This is a genomic window from Bordetella genomosp. 7, assembly GCF_002261265.1.
In the GTDB taxonomy this organism is placed as follows: domain Bacteria; phylum Pseudomonadota; class Gammaproteobacteria; order Burkholderiales; family Burkholderiaceae_B; genus Bordetella_A.
Window position 1 is genome coordinate 841,532 of the sequence record NZ_NEVK01000003.1, and the last position, 21,581, is coordinate 863,112.

Genomic DNA, 21,581 nt, shown 5'->3' on the forward strand with positions numbered 1-21,581 from the left:
CCCGTCCCCACCGTGTCTTTCAAGCCTGTCGTTGCTCTGGTCGGTCGCCCCAATGTGGGCAAGTCGACGCTCTTCAACCGCCTGACGCGTTCGCGCGCAGCGTTGGTTGCCGACTACTCCGGCCTGACGCGCGACCGCCACTACGGCGAGGGCCGCGTGGGCGAAACGCCGTTCATCGTCATCGATACGGGCGGTTTCGAGCCGGTGGCCAAGACGGGCATCCTGCGCGAAATGGCAAGGCAGACCCGCCAGGCCATTGCCGAGGCCGACGTTGTGGTGTTCCTGGTGGATGCCCGGGCCGGCGTCAACGCGCACGACCACGAAATTGCCCAGCTGTTGCGCAAAACCGGCCAGCAGCGCGTGGTGCTCGCGGTCAACAAGGCCGAAGGCATGGGCGTGGGCAGCGCCACCGGCGAATTCCACGAACTCGGGCTGGGCACCCCGCATCCCATTTCGGCCGCGCACGGCGACGGCATTGTCAGTCTCATCGAAACCGCGCTGCAAGGCCTGGGCGAGCCGGCCCAGGCGCCCGACCAGGACGCCGACCCCGATCAGCCGGTGGACCACCGCATCAAGCTCGCCATCGTGGGGCGCCCCAACGTGGGCAAGTCCACGCTCATCAATACCTTGATGGGCGAAGAGCGCGTCATTGCGTTCGACCTGCCCGGCACGACGCGCGACGCCATCGAAATCGATTTCGAGCGCGACGGCCGCAAGTACACGCTCATCGACACGGCCGGGCTGCGCCGCCGCGGCAAGGTCTTCGAGGCGGTCGAGAAATTTTCGGTCATCAAGACCCTGCAGGCCATCGAGGCCAGCAACGTCGTGCTGCTGATGCTTGATGCCCAGGCAGAAGTGTCCGAGCAGGATGCGCATATTGCCGGTTTCGTGCTCGAAACCGGGCGCGCGGTCGTCGTCGCCATCAACAAGTGGGACGGGCTCGACGCCGACCAGCGCGAGCGCATCGAACGCGAGTTCCAGCGCAAGCTGAGGTTCCTGTCGTTCGCCCCGGTGCACACGATCTCGGCGCTCAAGGGGCAGGGGGTCAAGCCGTTGCTCAAGTCGGTGGTCGCGGCGCATGCCGCAGCCTTCGCCAAGCTGTCCACTCCGCGCCTGACCCGCGAACTGCAGGCCGCCGTCGAGCAGCAGCCGCCTCCCCGCAAGGGTATTTTCAGGCCCAAGATGCGCTACGCGCACCAGGGCGGCCAGAACCCGCCGCTGGTGGTCATTCACGGCAATGCGCTCGACGCCATTCCCGATTCATACCGCCGCTATCTCGAAACGCGTTTCCGCGCGGCTTTCAAGCTGGCCGGCACGCCGCTGCGCATCGAATTCAAATCATCGCGCAATCCTTACGCGCAGGAAAACTGATCCATGAGCCGCTACTGGAGTCCCATCGTCGGGACACTCAGTCCCTATGTGCCGGGCGAACAGCCCAAGCTGCAAGACCTGGTCAAGCTGAACACCAACGAGCATCCGTTCGGTCCCTCGCCCAAAGTGCTGCAGGCGCTGCGGGCAGCCTGCGACGATTCGCTCAAGCTGTATCCGGATCCATCCTCCGACCGCCTGCGCCAGGCCATCGCCGCCAACTTCAAGGTCCAGCCCGAACAGGTGTTCGTTGGCAACGGCTCCGACGAAGTGCTGGCGCATGCCTTTCAGGCGCTGCTCAAGCACGACGGCCCGCTGCTCTATCCCGACATCACCTATAGTTTCTATCCGGTGTATTGCGGGCTGTACCAGATCACGGGGCAAGCCGTGCCCCTGACCGAAGATTTCGACATCAACGTGCAAGACTACCTGCCGGAATCCGGGCGCCAGGCCGGCGGCATCATCTTCCCGAATCCCAACGCGCCTACCGGACGGGCGTTGCCGCTGGCCGATGTCGAACGCGTCGTGGCCGGCAACCCCGACATCGTCGTGGTCGTGGACGAAGCCTACGTCGATTTCGGCGCCGAGTCGGCGGTGGGGCTGGTTTCTCGCTACGACAACCTGCTGGTTATCCAGACATTGTCCAAATCGCGTGCGCTGGCGGGCCTGCGCGTCGGTTTCGCGATCGGCAGCCGGGTTCTCATCGAGGCCCTCGAGCGGGTCAAGAACAGCTTCAATTCCTATCCCATCGACCGCCTCGCCGAGGCAGGCGCGGTGGCGGCCATCGAAGATACGGCCTATTTCGAGCGCACGCGCCAGGCCGTCATTGCCATACGCAAAAAGCTGGCGGGGCAACTGCAGGAACTGGGCTTCCAGGTGCTGCCGTCTGCCGCCAACTTCGTATTCGCGCGCCATCCCGGCCATGACGGGGCCGGGTTGGCCGCCGCGCTGCGCGACCGCAATATCATCGTGCGCCATTTCTCGCACCCGCGCATCGACCAGTTCCTGCGCATTACGGTCGGCACCGAAACGCAATGCTCGCGCCTGGTCGAGGCCCTGCGGGCCATCCTTGCCTGAGCATGCCGGCAATCCCGCGTGCATCCCGTCAGCGGCCGGCCATACAGCAGCCACGGCGGGCGCGGCATTGCGCCATGTCTTGCCAGACACCTTATGAAAGAATTTGCCCGGCAGGGCAAGTGGCACAGGGCGGGAAAACCCTGTAGAGTACATATCTCGGCGTCTGCCACCACTCAAAACAAACAATTGGAGCCTGGCCAATGAGCAATAAAGGGCAAACTCTGCAAGATCCGTTTTTGAACACGCTGCGTAAAGAACACGTGCCTGTGTCCATCTATCTGGTAAACGGCATCAAGCTGCAAGGGCAAATCGAATCTTTCGATCAATACGTAGTGCTGCTGCGCAACACCGTCACGCAGATGGTCTACAAGCATGCCATTTCTACCGTCGTTCCGGCGCGCGCCGTCAATTTCCAGGTGGATGTTCCCGCTGAATAACTTCCAGGCTCCGGCTGTACCATTTTCTGCCCGCCGCACGGCACGTGTCGGCGGGCATTTTCGCTGTAAAGGGGTGCTCGCATGCGTGCGCTGATCATCAGTGTCGACCTGGGCAATCCCGATTTCACGGCGCACGCCGAAGAATTCGCCATGCTGGCGCGGGGCGCCGGCGCCGAGATCGTGGGCACCGTCACCGCCCGCCGTGACCGTCCCGACGCCAAGTTCTTCATCGGTTCGGGCAAGGTCCAGGAAGCCGTGGCCATGGCCGGCGCTCTGCTGGCCGACATCATCCTGTTCGACCAGCCGTTGTCACCCGCCCAGCAGCGCAACCTCGAACGCGAGTTCAACCTGCGTGTCGTTGACCGCGTGGCGCTCATCCTCGATATTTTCGCCCTGCGGGCCAAGAGCCACGAGGGCAAGCTGCAGATCGAGCTGGCCCAGTTGCAGCATCTGGTTACGCGACTGACCCGCCTCTGGACCCACCTTGAACGTCAGCGTGGCGGCATCGGCATGCGCGGGCCGGGCGAGTCGCAGCTCGAAATGGACCGCCGCATGATCGGCGCCAAGGTCAGGGTGCTGCGCGAGCGGCTGGACCGCGTCGAACGGCAGCGGGTCACCCAGCGGCGCGCCCGTGCGCGCGGCGGTGCGCTGTCGGTGTCCCTGGTCGGGTACACCAACGCCGGCAAATCCACGTTGTTCAACGCCCTGACGCGCTCGGGCGCGTATGCGGCCGACCAGTTGTTCGCCACGCTGGACACCACCACCCGGCGCATCTGGATCGAGGGCACCGGCTCCGTGGTGTTGTCCGACACGGTGGGGTTCATCCGCGACCTGCCTCCCAACCTGATCGCCGCATTCCGGGCCACGCTCGAAGAAACCATCCATGCAGATCTGCTGCTGCACGTGGTCGACGCAGCCAGCCCGCAGCGCGACGAACAGATCGCCGAAGTCAATAAAGTGCTGGCCGAGATCGGGGCGGGCTCCATCCCCACGATTCTGGTGCACAACAAGATCGACCGGGCGGGCCTGGCCCCCCGGGTAGAACGTAACGCGCATGGTACGATTGCGCGAGTATTCGTAAGCGCTACCGAGCGCGCCGGTCTGGATGCGTTGCGCGGGGCAATTGCAGAGATCGGCCAGATTGTGGGAAACAATGCCTCGAATCACCAAACTCTTCAATCTGAATGACCCGGGCTGGGGTCGCGGCAACAATAATGGTTCCGAGCCGCCCAGACGCCCCCGGGGCAACAACGACGGCCCTCCCGATCTCGACGAGGTCTGGCGCGACTTCAACAACCGCATCGGGTCCCTTTTCGGACGCAAGGGCGGGGGCGGCAACGGCCGGCCCGGCAATCGCGGCGGAATGACTCCGCCGTCGCCACGCGGTACCCGCATCGGGATGGGCGTGGTGGCGCTGGTGCTGGTGCTGCTGTGGCTGGCCAGCGGCTTCTACATCGTCCAGGAAGGCCAGGTTGCCGTCGTCACGCAATTCGGCAAGTACCAAAGCACCAAGCCCCCAGGCTTCCAGTGGCGCCTGCCGTACCCCATCCAGAACGCCGAGACGGTCAACATTTCGCAGCTGCGTACCTTCGAAGTGGGTTTCCGTGGCGGCTCGCGCAACAAGGTGTTGCCCGAAGCGCTCATGCTGACCACCGACGAAAACATCGTCGACATGCAATTCGTCGTGCAGTATCGCCTGCGCGCCGAAGGCGCCCCGGACTACCTGTTCAATATGCGCGATCCCGACGAATCCGTGCGCCAGGCCGCCGAAACGGCCATGCGCGAAATCGTTGGCAAGAAGCCCATGGACTTCGTCCTGTACGAAGGCCGTACCGAGGTCGCCATCGAGGTCCAGAACCTGATGCAGCAGATTCTCGACCGCTATAAGTCCGGCATCCAGGTCAGCACCGTGGCCATCCAGAACGTGCAGCCGCCCGAACAGGTGCAGGCCGCGTTCGACGACGCCGTCAAGGCAGGCCAGGATCGCGAACGCCAGATCAACGAAGGGCAGGCCTATGCCAACCAGGTCATCCCCATGGCGGGCGGGCAGGCTTCCCGCATGACCGAACAAGCCGAAGGCTACAAGGCCAAGGTCCTGGGCGACGCCCGCGGTGACGCCGCGCGCTTCACCAGCATCCTGGCCGAATACCAGAAGGCTCCCGATATCATGCGCGAACGCATGTATCTCGAGACCATGCAGCAGATCTTCTCGCGAGCCAGCAAGGTCATGGTCGACACCAAGGACAGCAACAACCTGCTGTACCTGCCGCTCGACAAGATCATGCAGCAAACCGCCCGTGACGTGCAGGTCAAGCCCACCGCGCTGCCTGGCGCAAGCCAGCCCGCCGTTCCGCAACCGCCCGCACGCAATACCGGCTCCAGCTCGTCCGGCAACAATGGCAGCGGCAGCAACGTGCTGTCTCGCGACCGCCTGTCGCGCTAACCGGAGAAGCCCAGATCATGCAACGTTTCATGCCTATCCTGGTCGGCCTCCTGCTGGTGGTCGCCGCTTTGTCATCCATGGTGTTCATCGTGCGCGAGCGCGATTACGCACTGGTGTTCTCGCTGGGCGAGGTCCGCAAGGTCATCGGCGAGCCCGGCCTGTATTTCAAGGCGCCGCCGCCTTTCCAGAACGTCGTCACGCTCGACAAGCGCATCCTCACCATCGAGTCCAGCGACGCCGAGCGCATCCAGACGTCCGAAAAGAAAAACCTGCTCATCGACTCGTACGTCAAATGGCGCATCGCCGACCCGCGTCTGTACTATGTCACTTTCGGCGGCAACGAGCGCGCTGCCCAAGAGCGGCTGCAGGCCCAGATCCGCGACGCGCTCAATGCCTCGGTCAACGTGCGCACCGTCAAGGAAGTCGTGTCGGCCGAGCGCGACAAAATCATGAGCGAGATCCTCACCACGGTGGCCAAGCGAGCCGAACCGCTGGGTGTCGAGGTGGTCGACGTGCGCCTGCGCCGTATCGAGTTCGCGCCCGAGATCTCCGAATCCGTCTACCGGCGCATGGAGGCCGAGCGCACCCGCGTGGCCAACGAACTGCGTTCGATCGGTGCGGCCGAAAGCGAGAAAATCCGTGCCGAGGCCGACCGCCAGCGCGAGGTCATCCTTGCCGAGGCCTACGCAAAGGCCCAGGCCATCATGGGGCAGGGCGATGCCGAGGCCAGCGCCCTGTATGCCGAGGCCTTTGGAAAAGACCCCGACTTCTACTCGTTCTACAAGAGCCTCGAAGCCTATCGGTCCACGTTCTCGAATTCCGGCGACGTGCTGGTTGTCGACCCCAGTTCCGAATACTTCCAGTTCATGAAGAACTCCACCGGACCAAAGGCAGCGCCGGCCCAGTAAGGCCCACCGGCAGGGCGGGCGCCGGCGCGGGCGCCCCTGCAACGGTCCATAAACCATGTACAATACCGCGTAAGCTAGAAAACATTCCGCAGCGGCTGAGCGGGCTTACGCCCCTTCAGCCGCTTTTGTTTTGGGCGTTGCCCACGCATTTCAGGTGTAAGTCAGGTAAAACCCATGGGTAACTGGTTGCTGCCCGAGAGCCTCGCCGACGTGCTTCCCGCCGAGGCCCGGCGTATCGAGGAACTGCGGCGCGAGCTTCTCGATCTGTACCGCACATATGGCTTCGAGTTGGTGGCGCCGCCCCTGGTCGAACATATAGATTCGTTGCTGTCGGGCACCGGCAGCGACCTCGACCTGCTCACCTGTAAGCTCATCGACCAACTGTCCGGCCGCACCCTTGGCGTACGCGCCGACATGACCCCCCAGGTTACGCGCATCGACGCGCACCTGCTAAACCGGGCGGGCGTGACGCGGCTGTGCTACTGCGGCAACGTGCTGCATGCCCAGCCGGCCGACCTGCTGTCCAGTCGCGAGCTGCTGCAGATCGGCGCCGAAATCTACGGCCATGCCGGCTTCGAGGCCGATCTCGAAATTCTTGCGCTGGTGCTTGATACCGTGGCGACGGCAGGTGTCCGGCATCCGCGCCTGGATCTCTGCCACCCCGGCGTGGTGCGCGCCATCCTGGATGCCGATCCCGCCGCTGCGGCATGCGCAGGGCAGATCGTCCTGCGGCTGCGCGAAAAAGACGTTCCCGGGCTGGCCGAGCTCGCGCGCACTGATTGCGCCATCCGTCCGGATACGCTGCAGGCGCTGCAGAAGCTGGCAGGCCTGTACGGCGGCCCGGGCATCATCGATCAGGCTCGTCGCGAATTGCCGGGCCTGTCCGGGGTGGCACAAGCCCTGGATGCGCTGCAGGCCATCGTCGATGCCATGCCTGGCGTGGCGCTGAGCGTCGACCTCGCCGACATCGGCGGCTATGGCTACCATTCTGGCGTCACGTTTGCGCTGTACGCCGAGGGCTGGCACGACGCGCTGGTCAGTGGCGGGCGCTACGACGATGTCAGCCGTGCATTCGGCCGGGCGCGGCCGGCAACCGGTTTCAGCCTGGACCTGCGCAAGCTGGCCAGGGGACTGCCGCCGGCCGGCCCCGCCTGCGCCATCCGCGCGCCCTGGGGGCAGGATGCCGGGCTGGTGGACGCTGTGCGCAAATTGCGCAAGGCAGGCGAAATCGTGGTCCAGGTGCTTCCTGGTCACGAGCAAAGCCAGGACGAATTCGTCTGTGATCGTGAACTCGCGCTGCAAGACGGCGCCTGGACGGTCCGAAAGCTGTAAAACTGACTCCCCCTTGTATCCAGGGGGCCGCGGGCAATTTCCAGATTTCCCGAGAACTCGATATTGATTCGTACCATGAGCAAGAACGTAGTGGTTATCGGCACCCAATGGGGTGACGAAGGCAAGGGCAAGATCGTTGACTGGCTGGCCGAGTCCGTCCAGGGCGTGGTTCGCTTCCAGGGCGGCCACAACGCCGGGCATACTCTGTGGATCAACGGCAAAAAGACCATCCTGCGCCTGATTCCGTCGGGCATCATGCATCCCGGCGTAACGTGCTTCATCGGCAACGGCGTGGTGCTGTCGCCCGAGGCCCTGCTCAAAGAAATCGACGAACTCGAAGCCGCCGGGCTGGACGTGCGTTCGCGCTTGCAGATCTCCGAGGTCTGCCCGCTGATCCTGCCGTACCACATTGCCGTCGACCAGGCCCGGGAGGCTCGCAAGGGCGATGCCAAGATCGGCACCACGGGCCGCGGCATCGGTCCGGCCTACGAAGACAAGATCGCGCGCCGCGCCCTGCGCGTGCAAGACCTGTTCAATCCGCAGCTGTTTGACGAAAAGCTCGCCGAACTGCTCGACTACCATAACTTCGTGCTGACCCAATATCTGGGTGCGCCGGCCGTGTCGGCCGAACAGGTGCGCGACCAGGCCATGGCGCTTGCGCCGGCCATCGCTCCCATGGTGAGCGATGTGTCCAGCAACCTTTACGCCATGCAGCAGGCCGGGCAGCGCCTGCTGTTCGAAGGCGCGCAAGGCGCGCTGCTCGACGTCGATCACGGCACGTACCCCTTTGTCACCAGCAGCAACTGCCTCGCCGGCGCGGCCTCGGCGGGCGCGGGCGTGGGTCCCCAGTCGCTCGACTACGTCCTGGGCATCACCAAGGCCTACACCACCCGGGTGGGTTCCGGTCCTTTCCCCACCGAACTGGTAGACGAAATCGGCACGCGTCTGGCCACCATCGGCAAGGAATTCGGCTCGGTCACGGGGCGTCCCCGTCGCTGCGGCTGGTTCGACGGCGCAGCGCTCAAGCGCTCGGTGCGCCTGAACGGCATTACCGGCCTGTGCATCACCAAGCTCGACGTGCTCGACGGCCTGGAAACCATCCAGCTTGGCGTGGGTTACCGCGTCAATGGCGAATTCCGCGACGTGCTGCCGTACGGCGCCCATGCCGTCGCGCAGGCCGAGGCGGTGCTCGAAGAACTGCCGGGCTGGAGCGAGTCCACTGTCGGCATCACCGAATACGCCAAGTTGCCCGCCGCTGCCCGCCGCTACCTCGAGCGGGTCGCCGAGCTGTGCGGCGTTCCCATCGACCTGGTTTCCACGGGCCCCGACCGCAACGAAACCATTGTGCTGCGCCACCCGCTCAAGGGCTGACGCCATCGACGACGCCCGCTGCAGGCCTGGCGCCGCGCGGGTTATCATTGAAAGGCCGCCGCCGGCCACACCGGTGGGCGGCCTTTTCGTATTTTCCGGAGACCCCGCCACCATGAGCGCGCCCACCAACGACGATAGCCACCTGTGGATCACCTGGGACGGATACAACCGCCTTATCGAGCGCTTGACGCTGCAGGTGTACCAGTCAGGGTGGACGTTCGACCTGATTCTCTGCCTGGCGCGAGGCGGCATGCGTGTCGGCGATGTCATGTCGCGCATCTTCGATGTGCCGCTGGGCATCCTGGCGACCAGCAGCTACCGCGAAGCGGCCGGCACCAAGCAGGGCGAACTCGATATTGCGCAGTTCATCACCATTACCCGCGGCGCGCCGGCCGGGCGGGTGTTGCTGGTCGACGACATGGTCGACACCGGCCTGACGTTCAACCGGGTTCAGGAGCACCTGCGTCGCCAGTTCCCCGAAATCACCGAACTGCGCAGCGCAGTGTTGTGGTGGAAAGGCCATTCGCAGGCCACTCCCGATTACTACGTTGACAAACTCCCCACCAATCCCTGGATACATCAACCATTCGAGGAGTACGACAGCCTGCGTCCGCACCAGCTCGAGGCCTGGATCCGCAAGGGTTCGCAATCGCCCCGCCAGCCCTCCTGACCCACTTCTATGGCTAAATTCTTGTTCGCATGTTAGAATCTTGGGTTACCAGTAAACCCTTGACTGCGTGCGAATGCCGGCAGGGGTTTCCGGGGCGCACAGGCGTGGCTTGTTGAAGGGTTTTCGGTCTGGCGGTTGCCGTTTTCGCCGTTTAGAACAAAAATCACCCAATAAGCCATGCCGGGCTTGCAGTCGAAGCGCCCTGTGTGATCAACCATTTTGTTTACCCCAAAGCAGGCCTGCCACTTTATGCCTATTGTCCGACTGAAGGAAAACGAACCGTTCGAAGCTGCTCTGCGCCGCTTCAAGCGCACCATCGAAAAGACCGGTTTGCTCACCGAGCTGCGTTCGCGCGAGTTCTACGAGAAGCCCACGGCCGAGCGCAAGCGCAAGCACGCCGCCGCCGTCAAGCGCCACTACAAGCGGATTCGTAGCCAGCAGCTGCCTCCCCGCCTGTACTGATCCGTCTGATTCCAGAATCTATTGATTCCAGAATCATTCATCCAGGATCTTCTCGCCCGGGTCGACGTCGTCGACGTGGTCGGGCGATATGTACAGCTGAGAAAGGGCGGCGCCAACCTGCTTGGCCTTTGTCCTTTCCATAACGAAAAAAGCCCGTCGTTCACTGTCAGCCCCACCAAGCAGTTTTATCACTGCTTCGGTTGCGGGGCTCATGGCAGTGCCATCACTTTCCTGATGGAGCACACGGGCGCCAGTTTCCCCGAGGCCGTGCGCACGCTTGCCGGCTCGGTCGGAATGGCCGTCCCCGAAGAACCGCGCAGCCCGCGCCAGCAGGCCGAATCGGCTCGCCGCAAGGCCGAAGAGTCGCGGCATACCCAGGTGCTTGACGCTGCCCAGGCGCACTATCTGCGCCAGCTGCGTGCGTCGCCGGCAGCCATCCAGTATCTGAAGCAGCGCGGTCTTACCGGCGAGATCGCCGCACACTTCGGGCTGGGCTGGTCCGGCACCGACCGCCATGGCCTTGCCAAAGTCTTCGACAAATACGATGACCCCGTGCTGGTCGAGGCGGGGCTGGTCATCGAATCCGAAGACGGCCGCCGCTACGATCGCTTCCGCGAACGGGTGATGTTCCCCATTCGCAATGCGCGGGGCAGCCTGATTGGTTTCGGCGGCCGCATTATCGGCAAGGGCGAACCCAAATACCTGAACTCGCCGGAGACCCCCTTGTTCTCCAAGGGGCAGGAACTCTATGGCCTCTGGGAAGCCCGCCAGGCCATCCGCCAGGAAGGCCAGGTTGTCGTGGTGGAAGGGTACATGGACGTGGTGGGGCTGGCGCAGCAGGGCATCGGCAATGCCGTGGCCACGCTGGGCACGGCCACCACGCCCGACCACGTCAAGAAGCTGCTGCGCGCCAGCGACCGCATCGTCTTCAGCTTTGATGGCGACGCGGCAGGGCGCCGCGCCGCCTGGCGGGCCTTGCAGGCCTGCCTGCCGGTACTGCGCGACGACATTTCCATTCGCTTTCTGTTCCTGCCCGCCGAACACGATCCGGACTCGTACGTACGCGAACTCGGCGCCGAGGCTTTCCGCGCAAAGTTGGGCGAGGCCATGGCATTGTCGCGGTTCTTGCTCGACGAGCTGGGCGCGCGCCACAATCTGGCCGAAGCCGAAGGGCGCGCCAGTTGCCTGCACGAGGCCCGCCCGCTGCTGGCTGCAATGCCCGAATGTGCGCTGCGCCTTCAGATAGAGCGCGAAATGGCGCGCCAGGTGCTGCTGACGCCCGAAGAAATGGCGAAGCTGATGGCGCAGGCGCCAGCGCGGCCGTATGGGGCGGCCCCCGCTGGGGCGGCCCCGGCTGGGGCTGCCCCCGCTGTCCAGCCGGTTTCGACGCCGGCCGGCCGGGGGGCAGACGTAGGCACTGAGGGTGGCCCCGATTTCCACGATGTGCCGCCGCCGGACTTCGATTACGAGCCGGTTGGGTTCGACTATGACGGCGAGCCCGCCGGTTCGGGGCACTCGCCGCCCGGGGGGCGCCCCGGCGCCCCCCGGCGCCAGGGCGACTGGCAGGGGCGGCAGTCCGGCTGGAAGGGCGGCAAGCAAGGCAAGGGCGAATGGCGCGGGCGTCGTGACGATGAGGTGGGTGGTTATCAAGGCCGCCGATCCATGCCATCGCTGGCCAAGCGGCTGCTCGCGTTGCTGCTGGCGCATCCGGAACTCGTCGACGGGATGGGCGACCAGCAGCTTGAAGTTCTGGACAAGGGGCCCCATCTAGGTTTGGTCAGGGATCTGGTTCTGCTGGCGCAGGCTTCGGGCGCGCGTCATGTGGGCGCGCTGTTGCAGGCGGCAGATCCGGATTCGGACCTGGCGGCGGTGCTGAAAGGGTTGCGGGCCGATCTGCTCGCCCAGGAAGACCTGCCCGAGCCCCAGGCCGAATGGGACGACGCCCTGCGCCGTATCGAGTTTGAGTCGGCGCGAGCCGAAATGGCGCAGCTTGCCGCGAGCGGCCTCGATTCCGACGACGCCCGGCAGCGCTACCAGGAACTGTCTGCGCGCATGGCGGTCTTAAAAAGTGGTGGGCTACGCTAAATGCGGTAGAATCAAGGGTTTTCCGGTAGTTTTTCCCTTACACATTCGGACAAATACCGACAATACATTTTTACGGCTGGTCGGCCCGCAGGCGCGGCGTGTCAGGCATGCAACATGCCGACGCGGTATGCGGCGGCCGGCCGTTTGTTACAATTAGGTGGCAAGTTGCGCAGTTCGGCGGTTGTTCAGCCGGTGGCGTTTGTATGTGGAGCTGCGACTATCGCAGCAGCTTGGGGCAGGGGCCCTTCAAGCTGGCAGAGCCTGTCGCAGGCAAGGCAGCTTCCGCAACGCCCGGGAAACCCGTCGCAACGAACCCGCGATACCCGGTGCTTTTGGGCGACGCAGCCAGAAGAAGCACCGGTGGGGCCCGACCGGGTCCGCGCCGCGACCAACGCGGCGCACGCGGCTTCAGCCTGCTTGCCGGTTTTACCCGCATTGCCAAGTTGCGGCGCCAAGGCGTACGCAAACGCGATTGCGGTGCAAGTGCCCCATTACGGGTTGCGACGACCACGGAAGCGACTATGACCAGAAACTCAGGCAAAACCTCCCCTGCGGACGATACGGTAGACACGCCGATCAAGGCGGCCAAGCGTGTTGTCAGCAAGGCGGCGGAAAAGGCGCCTGCCAAGGCGGCAGTGAAGGTCTCGAAGACGGCGGCAAAAACGGCCACGAAAACGGCCGCCAAGAAGGCAGCGAAGTCGGCCGCGGCCGCCGACAAGCCTGAAAAGGTCAAGGCCGCACGCGCCAAGAAGGCCGAGGACAAGCTGGCCGACCTGGTCGGCGGTGGTGCGCGTCCGTCCAGCGGGCGCCGTCCGGGCCGCCCGGCCAAGAACGCCAACAACGACAACGACGCCTTCGACGATTCGATGGACGGCGAAGGCGAAGTGCTGCCCGATCTCAAGCCGCCCAAGCGCGGCGGCAAGCGGGGCAAGGCCGATCCCAAGGACCTGATCGCGCGCGGCCCCGTTACGCCCGAAGAGTACGAAGCCCGCCGCAACCGCCTCAAGCAGCTCATCAAGCTCGGCAAAGACCGCGGCTACCTGACCTACGGCGAAATCAACGACCATCTGCCCGACGACCTGGTCGATGCCGAAGCTATCGACGGCATCATCAGCACGTTCAGCGACATGGGCATCTCGGTCTACGACCAGGCGCCTGATGCCGAAACGCTCCTGATGAGCGAAAACGCGCCGGTGGCCTCCAACGACGACGACGTCGAGGACGAAGCCGAAGCCGCGCTCACTACCGTCGATTCCGACTTCGGCCGCACCACCGACCCCGTCCGCATGTACATGCGCGAGATGGGCTCGGTTGAGCTGCTTACGCGCGAAGGTGAAATCGAAATTGCCAAGCGCATCGAAGATGGCCTGAAGCACATGGTGATGGCGATTTCGGCATGCCCGACCACCATCAACGAGATCCTGGCGCACATTACCCGGGTACGCGAAGGTCAGGCCCAGATCGACGAAGTCGTCGATGGCCTGGTCGATCCGGAAGACGGCGAAGAGTACGCCGGCGCGGGCGTGGCAGCCGACGATGACGAAAACGACGACGGCCCGGCCGGCGGCATGTCCAGCAAGCAGCTGGAAGACCTGCGCGTCAAGGCGCTTGCGAAGTTCGACATCGTCACCAAGCAGTTCGAAAAAATGCGCCAGTCGTATGAGCGCGACGGATACAAGTCCGACGCTTACATCCAGGCGCAGGAAACCATCCTGAACGAACTGATGGGCATCCGCTTCACGGCCAAGATGGTCGAGAAGCTGGCCGATACACTGCGTGCGCAGGTCGAAGAGGTGCGTCAGCTCGAGCGCGCCGTGCTGCATACCTGCGTCGATCGCGCCGGCATGCCGCGCAGCCATTTCATCAAGGCGTTTCCGGGCAACGAGACGAATCTCGACTGGGTGCTGCAGGAAGTCGCCGGCGGCCACCCGTATTCCGAGACGCTCGAGCGCCACGTGCCTGCCGTACAAGAGCTGCAGCAGAAGCTCATCGACCTGCAGACGCGCGTTGTGCTTCCGTTGAAAGACCTCAAAGATGTCAACAAGCGCATGGCCACCGGCGAGGCCAAGGCCCGCAAGGCCAAGCGTGAAATGACCGAGGCCAACCTGCGTCTGGTGATCTCCATTGCCAAGAAGTACACGAACCGGGGCCTGCAGTTCCTCGATCTGATCCAGGAAGGCAACATCGGCCTGATGAAGGCCGTCGACAAGTTCGAATACCGCCGCGGCTATAAGTTCTCTACGTACGCCACGTGGTGGATTCGCCAGGCCATTACGCGTTCCATCGCCGACCAGGCGCGTACCATCCGCATCCCGGTCCACATGATCGAAACGATCAATAAGATGAACCGGATCAGCCGTCAGATCCTGCAGGAAACCGGCGCCGAGCCCGATCCCGCGACCCTGGCGCAAAAGATGGACATGCCGGAAGACAAGATCCGCAAGATCCTGAAGATCGCCAAAGAGCCGATCTCAATGGAAACGCCCATTGGTGACGACGACGATTCGCACCTGGGCGATTTCATCGAAGACACGTCCACGCTGGCGCCTTCGGATGCGGCGCTGCACGGCTCCATGCGCGACGTCGTCAAGGAAGTGCTCGACTCCCTCACGCCGCGCGAAGCCAAGGTGCTGCGCATGCGTTTCGGTATCGAAATGAGCACCGACCAGACGCTCGAAGAAGTCGGCAAGCAGTTCGATGTCACTCGCGAGCGCATTCGCCAGATAGAAGCCAAGGCACTGCGCAAGTTGCGTCACCCGAGCCGAGCAGATAAGCTTAAGAGTTTCCTGGAAGGGCAGTAGTTTTCAGGGCCTCTAGCTCATGCTTGGTTAGAGCAGCGGACTCATAATCCGTTGGTGCTCGGTTCGACTCCGAGGGGGCCTACCACCATGGTGCGGGTTGCGGAATTTTCCGCAACCCGTTTTTTATTGCCCGTATGTTCTTGGCTGGATCCGGCGCTTGGCATCCAAGCGCGTCCAGAGTGCGATCGGCGGACGTCCGACCGTATACATTGTGTATCTTCTGGTACTATTTGAAATTTTTTGCGCACACGTTTGCGAAATTGATCAAGTTGGAGGTTTGTCATGGTCATAGTCGCCAAGCTGCGTAATGCCTGGCGCGGGTGGGGTGAGCGTGGATTCGTCGGCCTGGGTGTGTACTGGCTGCTCTATCAGGTGTGCGCTGCATGGGATGCCTGTGAGCTGCTCGGCCAGTTAATGGAGCCGTTCGAACACGTGGAGCTCGACGAACTGTTGTTGTCGACGGCCCTGGTGTTTCCGGTGTTGTGTGTAGCGCTGTGGTGCCGTACCCGCAAGTTGCAACGGGAATTGTTTCGCCGGGCAGTGGCAGATACGGTAGCCAACATGGTGGCGAGCCGGTATCAGCAAGGGGGTGGGTCAGCAGAGCGACATGGCGCCTGCCCGAAGCCTCGGTGTGGTAATTCCCGGTAATATTCGGTGGCCCAGCGCATACTATGCGCGAAGATTCCCCGGTATTCTGAAACTGACTCCACTTGGAATATCGCCATGAAAAGGATCTTCGCGCTTTCGCTGGTCTCGGTATTGGCAGGGTGCAGCACCACGCCCGATAGCCTGCCCACACAATCCGGCGTCGATCTCAACAAGTACGCCGGCACTTGGTACGAGCAATCCCGCCTGCCGAATCGTTTCCAGGACGACTGTGTGTCGGACGTGCAGGCCGACTACGCCGTGCAGCCGGACGGCACGCTTAGCGTCACCAATCAGTGCAAGACGGCCAGCAACGGCACTAAGGTGGCGCATGCCGAAGGGCGGTTGAACCCGTCGATAGAGCCACGGGATCCGGCCCGGCTCGAGGTGCGTTTCGCACCGGAATGGACGTCCTGGATACCCTGGGTGTGGGGGGACTACTGGATCATCAAGCTCGACGATAACTACCAGTATTCGTTGGTAGGCACGCCGGATCGCAATTACCTGTGGGTGCTGTCACGCGACAAGCAGGCCGACCCAGCAAAAGTGCAACAGCTGCTAGACCATGCCGGGTCGCTGGGCTTTCCGGTGGAAAAAGCCATTCGGTAACTCACCGTCTATAGCGCGCCCGCCGTCCGCGTTGGCGCAAGCCTGCTCGCAGACGGCGGTTCTTTACTAGCAGTTGCCTTTTTTGGCCTGCCCGGGCGGACAGAAGCCTCCGCCGCCGCCGCCATGCGGATCCACAATCACCGCACCATCGGGCGTGTACACCGCGCACCCGGCCAGCGCGCCCAACAATACCAATAACGTACAGATTTTCTTCATCTACGACCCTTCGACAGTAAAACCGGCGCCAGTGTAGGACGGCGGAACGCGCCTGAGTCGACAAGGTTGTAACTATTCGAATGGCGCGGCGCACCCGTGCGTTCTATAGCGTTGGCGTGGCAGCTATGCAACGCCAACGCGCCGTTGCGCTCATCGCTTCATCCCCCAAGCGTAATGCGTTGCCATCTACGCCCCTCCGTTTAATAATTGTCATTGAAATGAAACATTTATATTCGCCATGATTCGAGATGTCCTGCGGATCGGCGAACGCAGAGCGGGAGGGGACGCGCGTGTTGACCTGGGAAACGATGGCAGTCGCGCCTGCCGGGTGTACTTGGTGGGACGCCGAAGGCGAATGGGTCGAGCCGCCCAACGTACGGCGCAACGGCTTCAGCGGCGTTCATCGCGTAACCGATGCGCGCACCGGCACGGCCTATTACGTCAAACGCCAGACAAATCACCTTTATCGCAGCTTGCGCTACCCGACGGGGCGGCCGACTTTGTTGCGCGAATGGTTGAATCTGAGGCGCTGTGCTGCACTGGGCATCCCCGTGGCCGCCCCGGTGTTCTTTGACATGCGCCGGGGCCAGGAAGGTTGGGAAGCGGTGCTGGTAACGCGCGCGCTCGAGAACTACGCCAGTCTCGAGCATCATCTGCGTCATGCGGGGTGGACCGCCGCACAGCGTCGCACCGTGTTGCTGGCGCTGGCCGCAATGCTTGCTCCCCTGCACATGGCGGGACGCAAGCACGGGCATCTGTATCCTAAAGAGATCTTCGTGCGCACCGCGCCATCGGTGGATGTGATCCTGCTGGACTGGGAGGTTTCCCGTTATGCAGGGTCGGTGCGATGGGCGGCGCAGTCTGACCTGGGGCGTCTGTGGCGCTCATTGATCGACATGGGCGTGCCGGAATCGGAGCGGGCAGAGTTCCTGCGGTACTACCAGGGATTGACCGGGCTGGCCAACCTGCGGTTGCGGGGTGTGCCGGCGCTGCGCGAGCCGGGGGCGGCCGGCGCGTCGGTGCCGACGCAAGCGTCAACCGAGGGCCGCGGAACACCCCGCGCGTCGTCCTAGCGCGAGCGGTCCGGCAAATCTGCTGGCGCTGCAGGTTCCGGGAGTTCGGGATTGTTCCTGCCATCGGCCACGGCGTGCCAGCCCGCTTCCCACGCCTGTACCTTGGCTTGCCACACACGTATGGATTCACCGGTATGCCCGGGCAGGTTGGCGGCCCGGTAATAGGGGCAATCCAGCAAGTCCAGGCCGGCGCGGGCCGCTTGTGCACCCAGTTGCCAGATTTCGGTATTCATGAATAACGCCTGGTTAACCAGGCTCGAGTTGAGCAGGCGTGAGCATGCCCCTGCGCCGCCGCATTGGGAAGGCGCCAGGATACTAGTGCGGATGACGACGTTTTACTAAGGCCGCAGCCGATGCCGTGCAACCGGCCCCGTCAGGCGGGCGGCTTCCAGGCTTCCAGATGGCCGTAGAGCGCATCCCGCAGTTGACGGATCTGCTGATTCAGGTCGGCCAGCTGCGCCGGCGACTGCCCCGAGGCGCCCAGCAGCGATTCGCCCAGGCAGCCGGCCGTGTTGCGCAATTGCCTGCCTTGCTCTGTCAGCGCCACGACTACCTGGCGTTCGTTGGCCGGGTTGCGCTGGCGCCTGAGCAGGCCGGCGGCTTCCAGGCGCTTGAGCAGGGGCGTGATTGTGCTGGATTCCAACGCCAGACCCTGGGCGATGTCGCCCACCGTCTGCTCGTCTTGTCGCCACAGCACATTCAGCACCAGATATTGCGGATAGGTCAGCCCCATCTGGTCGAGCAGGGGCTTATAGATGCGCTGGATGGCAATGCCGGCGGAATAGACGGCGTAGCAAAGCTGATCGTCCAGCGGTGGCGGCGCCTGTACTTTAGCGTGTGTCATTGCGTAACTCCGAGATCAAATCAGCATAGCACGACGGCAGAATATTTATCGCGGCAAAATTTATGCTTTACATGTATGGGCGCCAGCGGTAGTATTCACATATCGCGATAACAATTATCGCGAATTCACAAGGAACCTACCCCATGAAGATCAAATCTGTTATCGCCGCCAGCGCGGCAGTCGCCAGCCTCTCGGCCGTGGGCGCGACGCAAGCCGGCGAAGTTATTCCCGACACCCAGGCCGTCCGCCATGTTGTGCTGGTGCACGGAGCCTTTGCCGATGGCTCCGGCTGGCGCAGCGTGCACGCCATTCTGACGGCGCGTGGCTACCGCGTAAGCATTGTGCAAAACCCCCTGACTTCGCTGGCCGATGACGTAGCCGCCACGACGCGCATACTGGATCGCCAGTCAGGCCCTGCCATCCTGGTGGGTCATTCTTATGGCGGCACCGTGATCACCGAAGCGGGCAACAGCCCCAAGGTGGCCGGCCTGGTATACGTGTCGGCCCTGGCCCCCGATGTGGGCGAATCCACTGGCGCGCAGTTCAAGGATATTCCCGCGCCCCCCGAGTTCGTCATCGAGACGGGGAAAGACGGGTATGGCTTTGTCAATCTCGAGAAGTTCAAGCTGGGGTTCGCCAACGACACCACCGATGCCGATGCGGCATTTCTGCGCGATTCGCAGGTGCCCATCAATATGGAAATCTTTGACACGCCTGTAACCCAGGCCGCCTGGAGGCACAAGCCCAGCTGGGCCGTGGTGGCCACGCAGGACAAGGCCATCGATCCAAAACTTCTGCGACAGACCGCCCTGCGCATTGGTGCGGAAATCACCGAGGTCGACGCCAGCCATGTGCCATTCCTGACGCAACCGCTGGCGGTGGCTGACACCATCGATCGTGCGGCGCGCAGCGTGTCGTCCAAGCGCTAGACATGTGGTTGTCCTGGCGTAAAAAACGCCCCGCGCGGCAAGCCGGGCGGGGCGAAAAGCATTACCAAGATGTGTGCGTAGTACCTGGAGAGAGAAGGTGCTTCACACAGGAGCTAAGATAAACGAACCGTTGGCGCTGTGTTCGTTGGGCCGCCAGATTCGTCGGCTTTCATTGCGGCAGATCAATTAGCGTTTTTGCTGATCGCCCGCGCCGCGCGCGCCACCAGCGGTCCCAGGTCCTGACGTGCGCGTTCGACCGTCCATCGTGGCTTGGGCACCGAAATGTTGATGGCGGCCATGGGCCTGCCGTCCTGGTCCAGCACCGCGGCCGCCACATTGACGTCGCCCTGGAAAAATTCCTCGTCTGCGTATGCGTACCGGTTCTCGCGCGCTTCGTCGATAAGTTGCCGCACGGCGGTCAGGTCGGTGGTCGTGTGTGGTGTGTGTTTTTGCATGGTCGCGCCGGCCAAGGTGCGATCGAGCTCATCCGGTGGCAAGTGCGCCAGTATCGCGCGCCCCGAGGCGGATGCGTGCATGGGAATGCGGCTGCCTACCGGCATATACACCGGGATATGTTTCGAGGTGGGCACGCGCATGACGAACACCATATGGCCGTCATCGCCAGGCACCGAAAGGTTGACGATTTCGCCACATTCCTGGTTCAGTTGGTGGAGCACGGCGTGGGCATTCTGGAACAACGGTTCACGCGCCAGATAGCTGTAGCTCAGGTCCACCGCCTTCACTGTGACGCGGTAGCGCTTGCTGTGCGGGTCTTTCTTCAAATAGCCGCATTGTTCCAGGGTATATGCCACCCGCTGCGCCGACCCGCTGGTAATGCCGCACGCCTGGGCGATCTCGCGCAGGTTCAGCGTCTCGCTGCTGCGGAAAGCCTGCAAAACGTCCAGGCCCTTTTCCAGGGATTGGATGAAGAGGGAGGATTCGGCCATAAGCGTGGGTCCAGTATGCGCGGGCAAGGCGGAAGGTGCCCGAAACGTGGCGCGATGTTAGCACTACGAAAGAGGCGTTCGCCGTTCGATCACTATGCAGTTGCGATACATGATAATCGTAATTCAATGAATTTTATCGATGTTCGATCACACGGCATTGATATGGGAACGGCCGCACCCATACGCCGTCGCTCGTCCACCCGGACGCCTCAACGTAACGACAGGCAACGTGGGTGGCGCTACCAGGCGCCCGCGCATTGCCTGGTTGCAATTGGCAGATTTGTATTGCTTGTGTGCACGGTTTGTAGCGAAGGGGGCAGGTACAGTGGACTCACCGTGAATAACAATAGGAGCGTCCCATGGTTTCTACACAACGCAAACTGCGCCGCACCGCCCTGGCGGCAATGACCCTCGCCTTTGCGGGGGTGGCTTTTACTGGCTGCACGGTGACCTCGCCCCACACTGCCGCCAGTGCGGCAGAGCAGCGCGACGAAATCAACAGCGGCGCCGACGCGACGCTGACCCGTTTGTATGAAACCTCGCCGCAGGCCAAGGATCTGGTTGCGCGTGCCAAGGGTGTGCTGATTTTCCCGTCGGTGTTGAGCGCCAGCTTCGTCGTGGGGGCAGAACACGGCAAGGGTGTGTTGCGGGTGGGCGGTTCGAATGCCGGCTACTTCAGCACCACCGGTGGATCCATCGGCTTTCAGGCCGGCGCGCAATCCAAGGCGATCGTCCTGTTGTTCATGACCGACGACGCGCTGCAGAAATTCCGCAACAGCAATGGCTGGACGGTAGGGGCGGACGCCACGGTGGCCGTCGCCAACATCGGCGCCAACGGCAATATCGACAGCAATACGGTGCGCCAGCCTATTGTCGGCTTCGTCATGAACAACGCGGGCCTCATGGCCGGCGTGTCCATTGATGGCACGAAGATCGCCAAGCTGGATCTCTGACGCCCGCCGGCACGCAATCGCGTGCTGTTGTTCAGTCCGCATCCGGCCAGCCTGCCGGATGCGGGAATGCGCCGCGCCGGCGGCGGCGCAATCGCCCTAAGACCCGCTCGTATTGCCCTGGGGAGCCGCCTTGTCTATACAGGTGAAGTCTATCGTGGCTTCTTTGGGCAACAGGCCAGTAGCGTGGTTGGACGTGACACGAGGCTGCGACAGACGCCTGCCCATCGACTCGCAATGCGCTTCGGCCTGCTGCCGCGCGATATTCTTGACTTCAACCCACGTTTGCCACTTGGCGCCGGCGTTATAGGTGACGCGGTAAGTATCGTTGCCCGTGGCAACCGTCTGGCTCATGCTGGCGCAGGCGCCAAGCAGGCTCAGCGCGAATGCACCAGGTAAATAACGTAGCAGCAT

21 protein-coding genes and 1 tRNA gene are annotated in these 21,581 nt (G+C 63.2%); 18 read left to right on the forward strand and 4 right to left on the reverse strand.

Annotated elements, in window-relative coordinates; genetic code table 11:
• Positions 1–12: 12 nt before the first annotated feature.
• The 16 genes from der to CAL19_RS06360 all read left to right on the forward strand — a co-directional run bounded on the left by der (position 13) and on the right by CAL19_RS06360 (position 17,497).
• Entirely contained in the window at positions 13–1,371 is a 1,359-nt protein-coding gene (der, locus tag CAL19_RS06280) for a ribosome biogenesis GTPase Der (RefSeq protein ID WP_026638316.1), read from the forward strand.
• Positions 1,372–1,374: 3 nt separating this feature from the next.
• Positions 1,375–2,445, forward strand: coding sequence for a histidinol-phosphate transaminase (gene hisC, locus CAL19_RS06285; RefSeq protein ID WP_094796280.1), 1,071 nt, complete (start codon positions 1,375–1,377; stop codon positions 2,443–2,445).
• Between the two features lie 200 nt (positions 2,446–2,645).
• Positions 2,646–2,882: an RNA chaperone Hfq gene (hfq, locus tag CAL19_RS06290; RefSeq protein ID WP_012248943.1), complete on the forward strand. Its 237-nt coding sequence runs from the start codon at positions 2,646–2,648 to the stop codon at positions 2,880–2,882.
• Positions 2,883–2,963: 81 nt separating this feature from the next.
• Entirely contained in the window at positions 2,964–4,070 is a 1,107-nt protein-coding gene (hflX, locus tag CAL19_RS06295; RefSeq protein ID WP_094796281.1) for a GTPase HflX, read from the forward strand.
• Positions 4,036–5,325, forward strand: coding sequence for an FtsH protease activity modulator HflK (gene hflK, locus CAL19_RS06300; protein ID WP_026638313.1), 1,290 nt, complete (start codon positions 4,036–4,038; stop codon positions 5,323–5,325). Before hflX ends, hflK begins: the two co-directional genes overlap by 35 nt.
• A 17-nt stretch (positions 5,326–5,342) precedes the next feature.
• Positions 5,343–6,233, forward strand: coding sequence for a protease modulator HflC (hflC, locus tag CAL19_RS06305; protein WP_026638312.1), 891 nt, complete (start codon positions 5,343–5,345; stop codon positions 6,231–6,233).
• Positions 6,234–6,407: 174 nt separating this feature from the next.
• On the forward strand, positions 6,408–7,565 hold the full coding sequence (locus CAL19_RS06310) for an ATP phosphoribosyltransferase regulatory subunit (RefSeq protein WP_094796282.1): 1,158 nt from the start codon (positions 6,408–6,410) through the stop codon (positions 7,563–7,565).
• A 75-nt stretch (positions 7,566–7,640) separates the two neighbouring features.
• Positions 7,641–8,936, forward strand: a complete 1,296-nt coding sequence (locus tag CAL19_RS06315) for an adenylosuccinate synthase (RefSeq protein WP_038851909.1) — start codon at positions 7,641–7,643, stop codon at positions 8,934–8,936.
• Between the two features lie 112 nt (positions 8,937–9,048).
• The gene (locus CAL19_RS06320; RefSeq protein WP_026638309.1) at positions 9,049–9,606 is read left to right on the forward strand and encodes a phosphoribosyltransferase; all 558 of its coding nucleotides are present in this window, start codon (positions 9,049–9,051) and stop codon (positions 9,604–9,606) included.
• A 249-nt stretch (positions 9,607–9,855) separates the two neighbouring features.
• Complete coding sequence (gene rpsU / locus CAL19_RS06325) at positions 9,856–10,068, forward strand: 30S ribosomal protein S21 (protein WP_006218592.1); 213 nt, start codon at positions 9,856–9,858, stop codon at positions 10,066–10,068.
• Positions 10,069–10,089: 21 nt separating this feature from the next.
• Positions 10,090–12,153, forward strand: a complete 2,064-nt coding sequence (gene dnaG, locus CAL19_RS06330) for a DNA primase (protein WP_094796283.1) — start codon at positions 10,090–10,092, stop codon at positions 12,151–12,153.
• Between the two features lie 521 nt (positions 12,154–12,674).
• Positions 12,675–14,954, forward strand: a complete 2,280-nt coding sequence (gene rpoD, locus CAL19_RS06335; RefSeq protein WP_026638307.1) for an RNA polymerase sigma factor RpoD — start codon at positions 12,675–12,677, stop codon at positions 14,952–14,954.
• A gap of 6 nt (positions 14,955–14,960) precedes the next feature.
• Positions 14,961–15,039: transfer RNA gene (locus CAL19_RS06340), tRNA-Ile, on the forward strand.
• Positions 15,040–15,236: 197 nt separating this feature from the next.
• Positions 15,237–15,602, forward strand: a complete 366-nt coding sequence (locus CAL19_RS06345) for a hypothetical protein (protein ID WP_094796284.1) — start codon at positions 15,237–15,239, stop codon at positions 15,600–15,602.
• 75 nt (positions 15,603–15,677) lie between these two features.
• Complete coding sequence (locus CAL19_RS06350; RefSeq protein ID WP_094796285.1) at positions 15,678–16,208, forward strand: lipocalin family protein; 531 nt, start codon at positions 15,678–15,680, stop codon at positions 16,206–16,208.
• Positions 16,209–16,714: 506 nt separating this feature from the next.
• Positions 16,715–17,497 (forward strand): lipopolysaccharide kinase InaA family protein, encoded by a 783-nt coding sequence (locus tag CAL19_RS06360; protein WP_170941502.1) that lies wholly within the window; start codon positions 16,715–16,717, stop codon positions 17,495–17,497.
• Here the strand turns inward: CAL19_RS06360 and CAL19_RS06365 are convergent.
• Together CAL19_RS06365 and CAL19_RS06370 are read right to left on the reverse strand one after the other, a co-directional pair.
• Positions 17,494–17,730 carry a CrpP-related protein gene (locus tag CAL19_RS06365; protein ID WP_094796288.1) on the reverse strand — a complete coding sequence of 79 codons (237 nt, stop codon included), beginning with the start codon at positions 17,728–17,730 and terminating at the stop codon, positions 17,494–17,496. The genes CAL19_RS06360 and CAL19_RS06365 overlap by 4 nt on opposite strands.
• 140 nt (positions 17,731–17,870) lie before the next feature.
• The gene (locus CAL19_RS06370) at positions 17,871–18,341 is read right to left on the reverse strand and encodes a MarR family winged helix-turn-helix transcriptional regulator (protein ID WP_026638304.1); all 471 of its coding nucleotides are present in this window, start codon (positions 18,339–18,341) and stop codon (positions 17,871–17,873) included.
• Positions 18,342–18,484: 143 nt separating this feature from the next.
• Between CAL19_RS06370 and CAL19_RS06375 the strand changes: the two genes are divergently transcribed.
• Complete coding sequence (locus CAL19_RS06375) at positions 18,485–19,270, forward strand: alpha/beta fold hydrolase (protein WP_094796289.1); 786 nt, start codon at positions 18,485–18,487, stop codon at positions 19,268–19,270.
• Between the two features lie 182 nt (positions 19,271–19,452).
• Here CAL19_RS06375 and CAL19_RS06380 read toward each other — a convergent pair whose 3' ends face one another.
• Complete coding sequence (locus tag CAL19_RS06380) at positions 19,453–20,217, reverse strand: IclR family transcriptional regulator (RefSeq protein ID WP_094796290.1); 765 nt, start codon at positions 20,215–20,217, stop codon at positions 19,453–19,455.
• Positions 20,218–20,576: 359 nt separating this feature from the next.
• Here CAL19_RS06380 and CAL19_RS06385 point away from each other — a divergent pair, with 359 nt between their 5' ends.
• The gene (locus CAL19_RS06385) at positions 20,577–21,170 is read left to right on the forward strand and encodes a BPSL1445 family SYLF domain-containing lipoprotein (RefSeq protein WP_026638301.1); all 594 of its coding nucleotides are present in this window, start codon (positions 20,577–20,579) and stop codon (positions 21,168–21,170) included.
• Between the two features lie 96 nt (positions 21,171–21,266).
• Here the strand turns inward: CAL19_RS06385 and CAL19_RS06390 are convergent, their stop codons facing one another.
• The gene (locus CAL19_RS06390; protein WP_094796291.1) at positions 21,267–21,581 is read right to left on the reverse strand and encodes a hypothetical protein; all 315 of its coding nucleotides are present in this window, start codon (positions 21,579–21,581) and stop codon (positions 21,267–21,269) included.

What these genes read in the sequence shown, in the direction of transcription:
- hisC (WP_094796280.1), top strand. Translation starts at nt 1,375, where the DNA reads ATGAGCCGCTACTGGAGTCCCATCGTCGGGACACTCAGTCCCTATGTG.
- hfq (WP_012248943.1), top strand. Translation starts at nt 2,646, where the DNA reads ATGAGCAATAAAGGGCAAACTCTGCAAGATCCGTTTTTGAACACGCTG.
- hflX (WP_094796281.1), top strand. Translation starts at nt 2,964, where the DNA reads ATGCGTGCGCTGATCATCAGTGTCGACCTGGGCAATCCCGATTTCACG.
- hflK (WP_026638313.1), top strand. Translation starts at nt 4,036, where the DNA reads ATGCCTCGAATCACCAAACTCTTCAATCTGAATGACCCGGGCTGGGGT.
- hflC (WP_026638312.1), top strand. Translation starts at nt 5,343, where the DNA reads ATGCAACGTTTCATGCCTATCCTGGTCGGCCTCCTGCTGGTGGTCGCC.
- CAL19_RS06310 (WP_094796282.1), top strand. Translation starts at nt 6,408, where the DNA reads ATGGGTAACTGGTTGCTGCCCGAGAGCCTCGCCGACGTGCTTCCCGCC.
- CAL19_RS06315 (WP_038851909.1), top strand. Translation starts at nt 7,641, where the DNA reads ATGAGCAAGAACGTAGTGGTTATCGGCACCCAATGGGGTGACGAAGGC.
- CAL19_RS06320 (WP_026638309.1), top strand. Translation starts at nt 9,049, where the DNA reads ATGAGCGCGCCCACCAACGACGATAGCCACCTGTGGATCACCTGGGAC.
- rpsU (WP_006218592.1), top strand. Translation starts at nt 9,856, where the DNA reads ATGCCTATTGTCCGACTGAAGGAAAACGAACCGTTCGAAGCTGCTCTG.
- rpoD (WP_026638307.1), top strand. Translation starts at nt 12,675, where the DNA reads ATGACCAGAAACTCAGGCAAAACCTCCCCTGCGGACGATACGGTAGAC.
- CAL19_RS06345 (WP_094796284.1), top strand. Translation starts at nt 15,237, where the DNA reads ATGGTCATAGTCGCCAAGCTGCGTAATGCCTGGCGCGGGTGGGGTGAG.
- CAL19_RS06350 (WP_094796285.1), top strand. Translation starts at nt 15,678, where the DNA reads ATGAAAAGGATCTTCGCGCTTTCGCTGGTCTCGGTATTGGCAGGGTGC.
- CAL19_RS06365 (WP_094796288.1), bottom strand. Translation starts at nt 17,730, where the DNA reads ATGAATACCGAAATCTGGCAACTGGGTGCACAAGCGGCCCGCGCCGGC.
- CAL19_RS06370 (WP_026638304.1), bottom strand. Translation starts at nt 18,341, where the DNA reads ATGACACACGCTAAAGTACAGGCGCCGCCACCGCTGGACGATCAGCTT.
- CAL19_RS06375 (WP_094796289.1), top strand. Translation starts at nt 18,485, where the DNA reads ATGAAGATCAAATCTGTTATCGCCGCCAGCGCGGCAGTCGCCAGCCTC.
- CAL19_RS06380 (WP_094796290.1), bottom strand. Translation starts at nt 20,217, where the DNA reads ATGGCCGAATCCTCCCTCTTCATCCAATCCCTGGAAAAGGGCCTGGAC.
- CAL19_RS06385 (WP_026638301.1), top strand. Translation starts at nt 20,577, where the DNA reads ATGGTTTCTACACAACGCAAACTGCGCCGCACCGCCCTGGCGGCAATG.
- CAL19_RS06390 (WP_094796291.1), bottom strand. Translation starts at nt 21,581, where the DNA reads ATGCTGCTACGTTATTTACCTGGTGCATTCGCGCTGAGCCTGCTTGGC.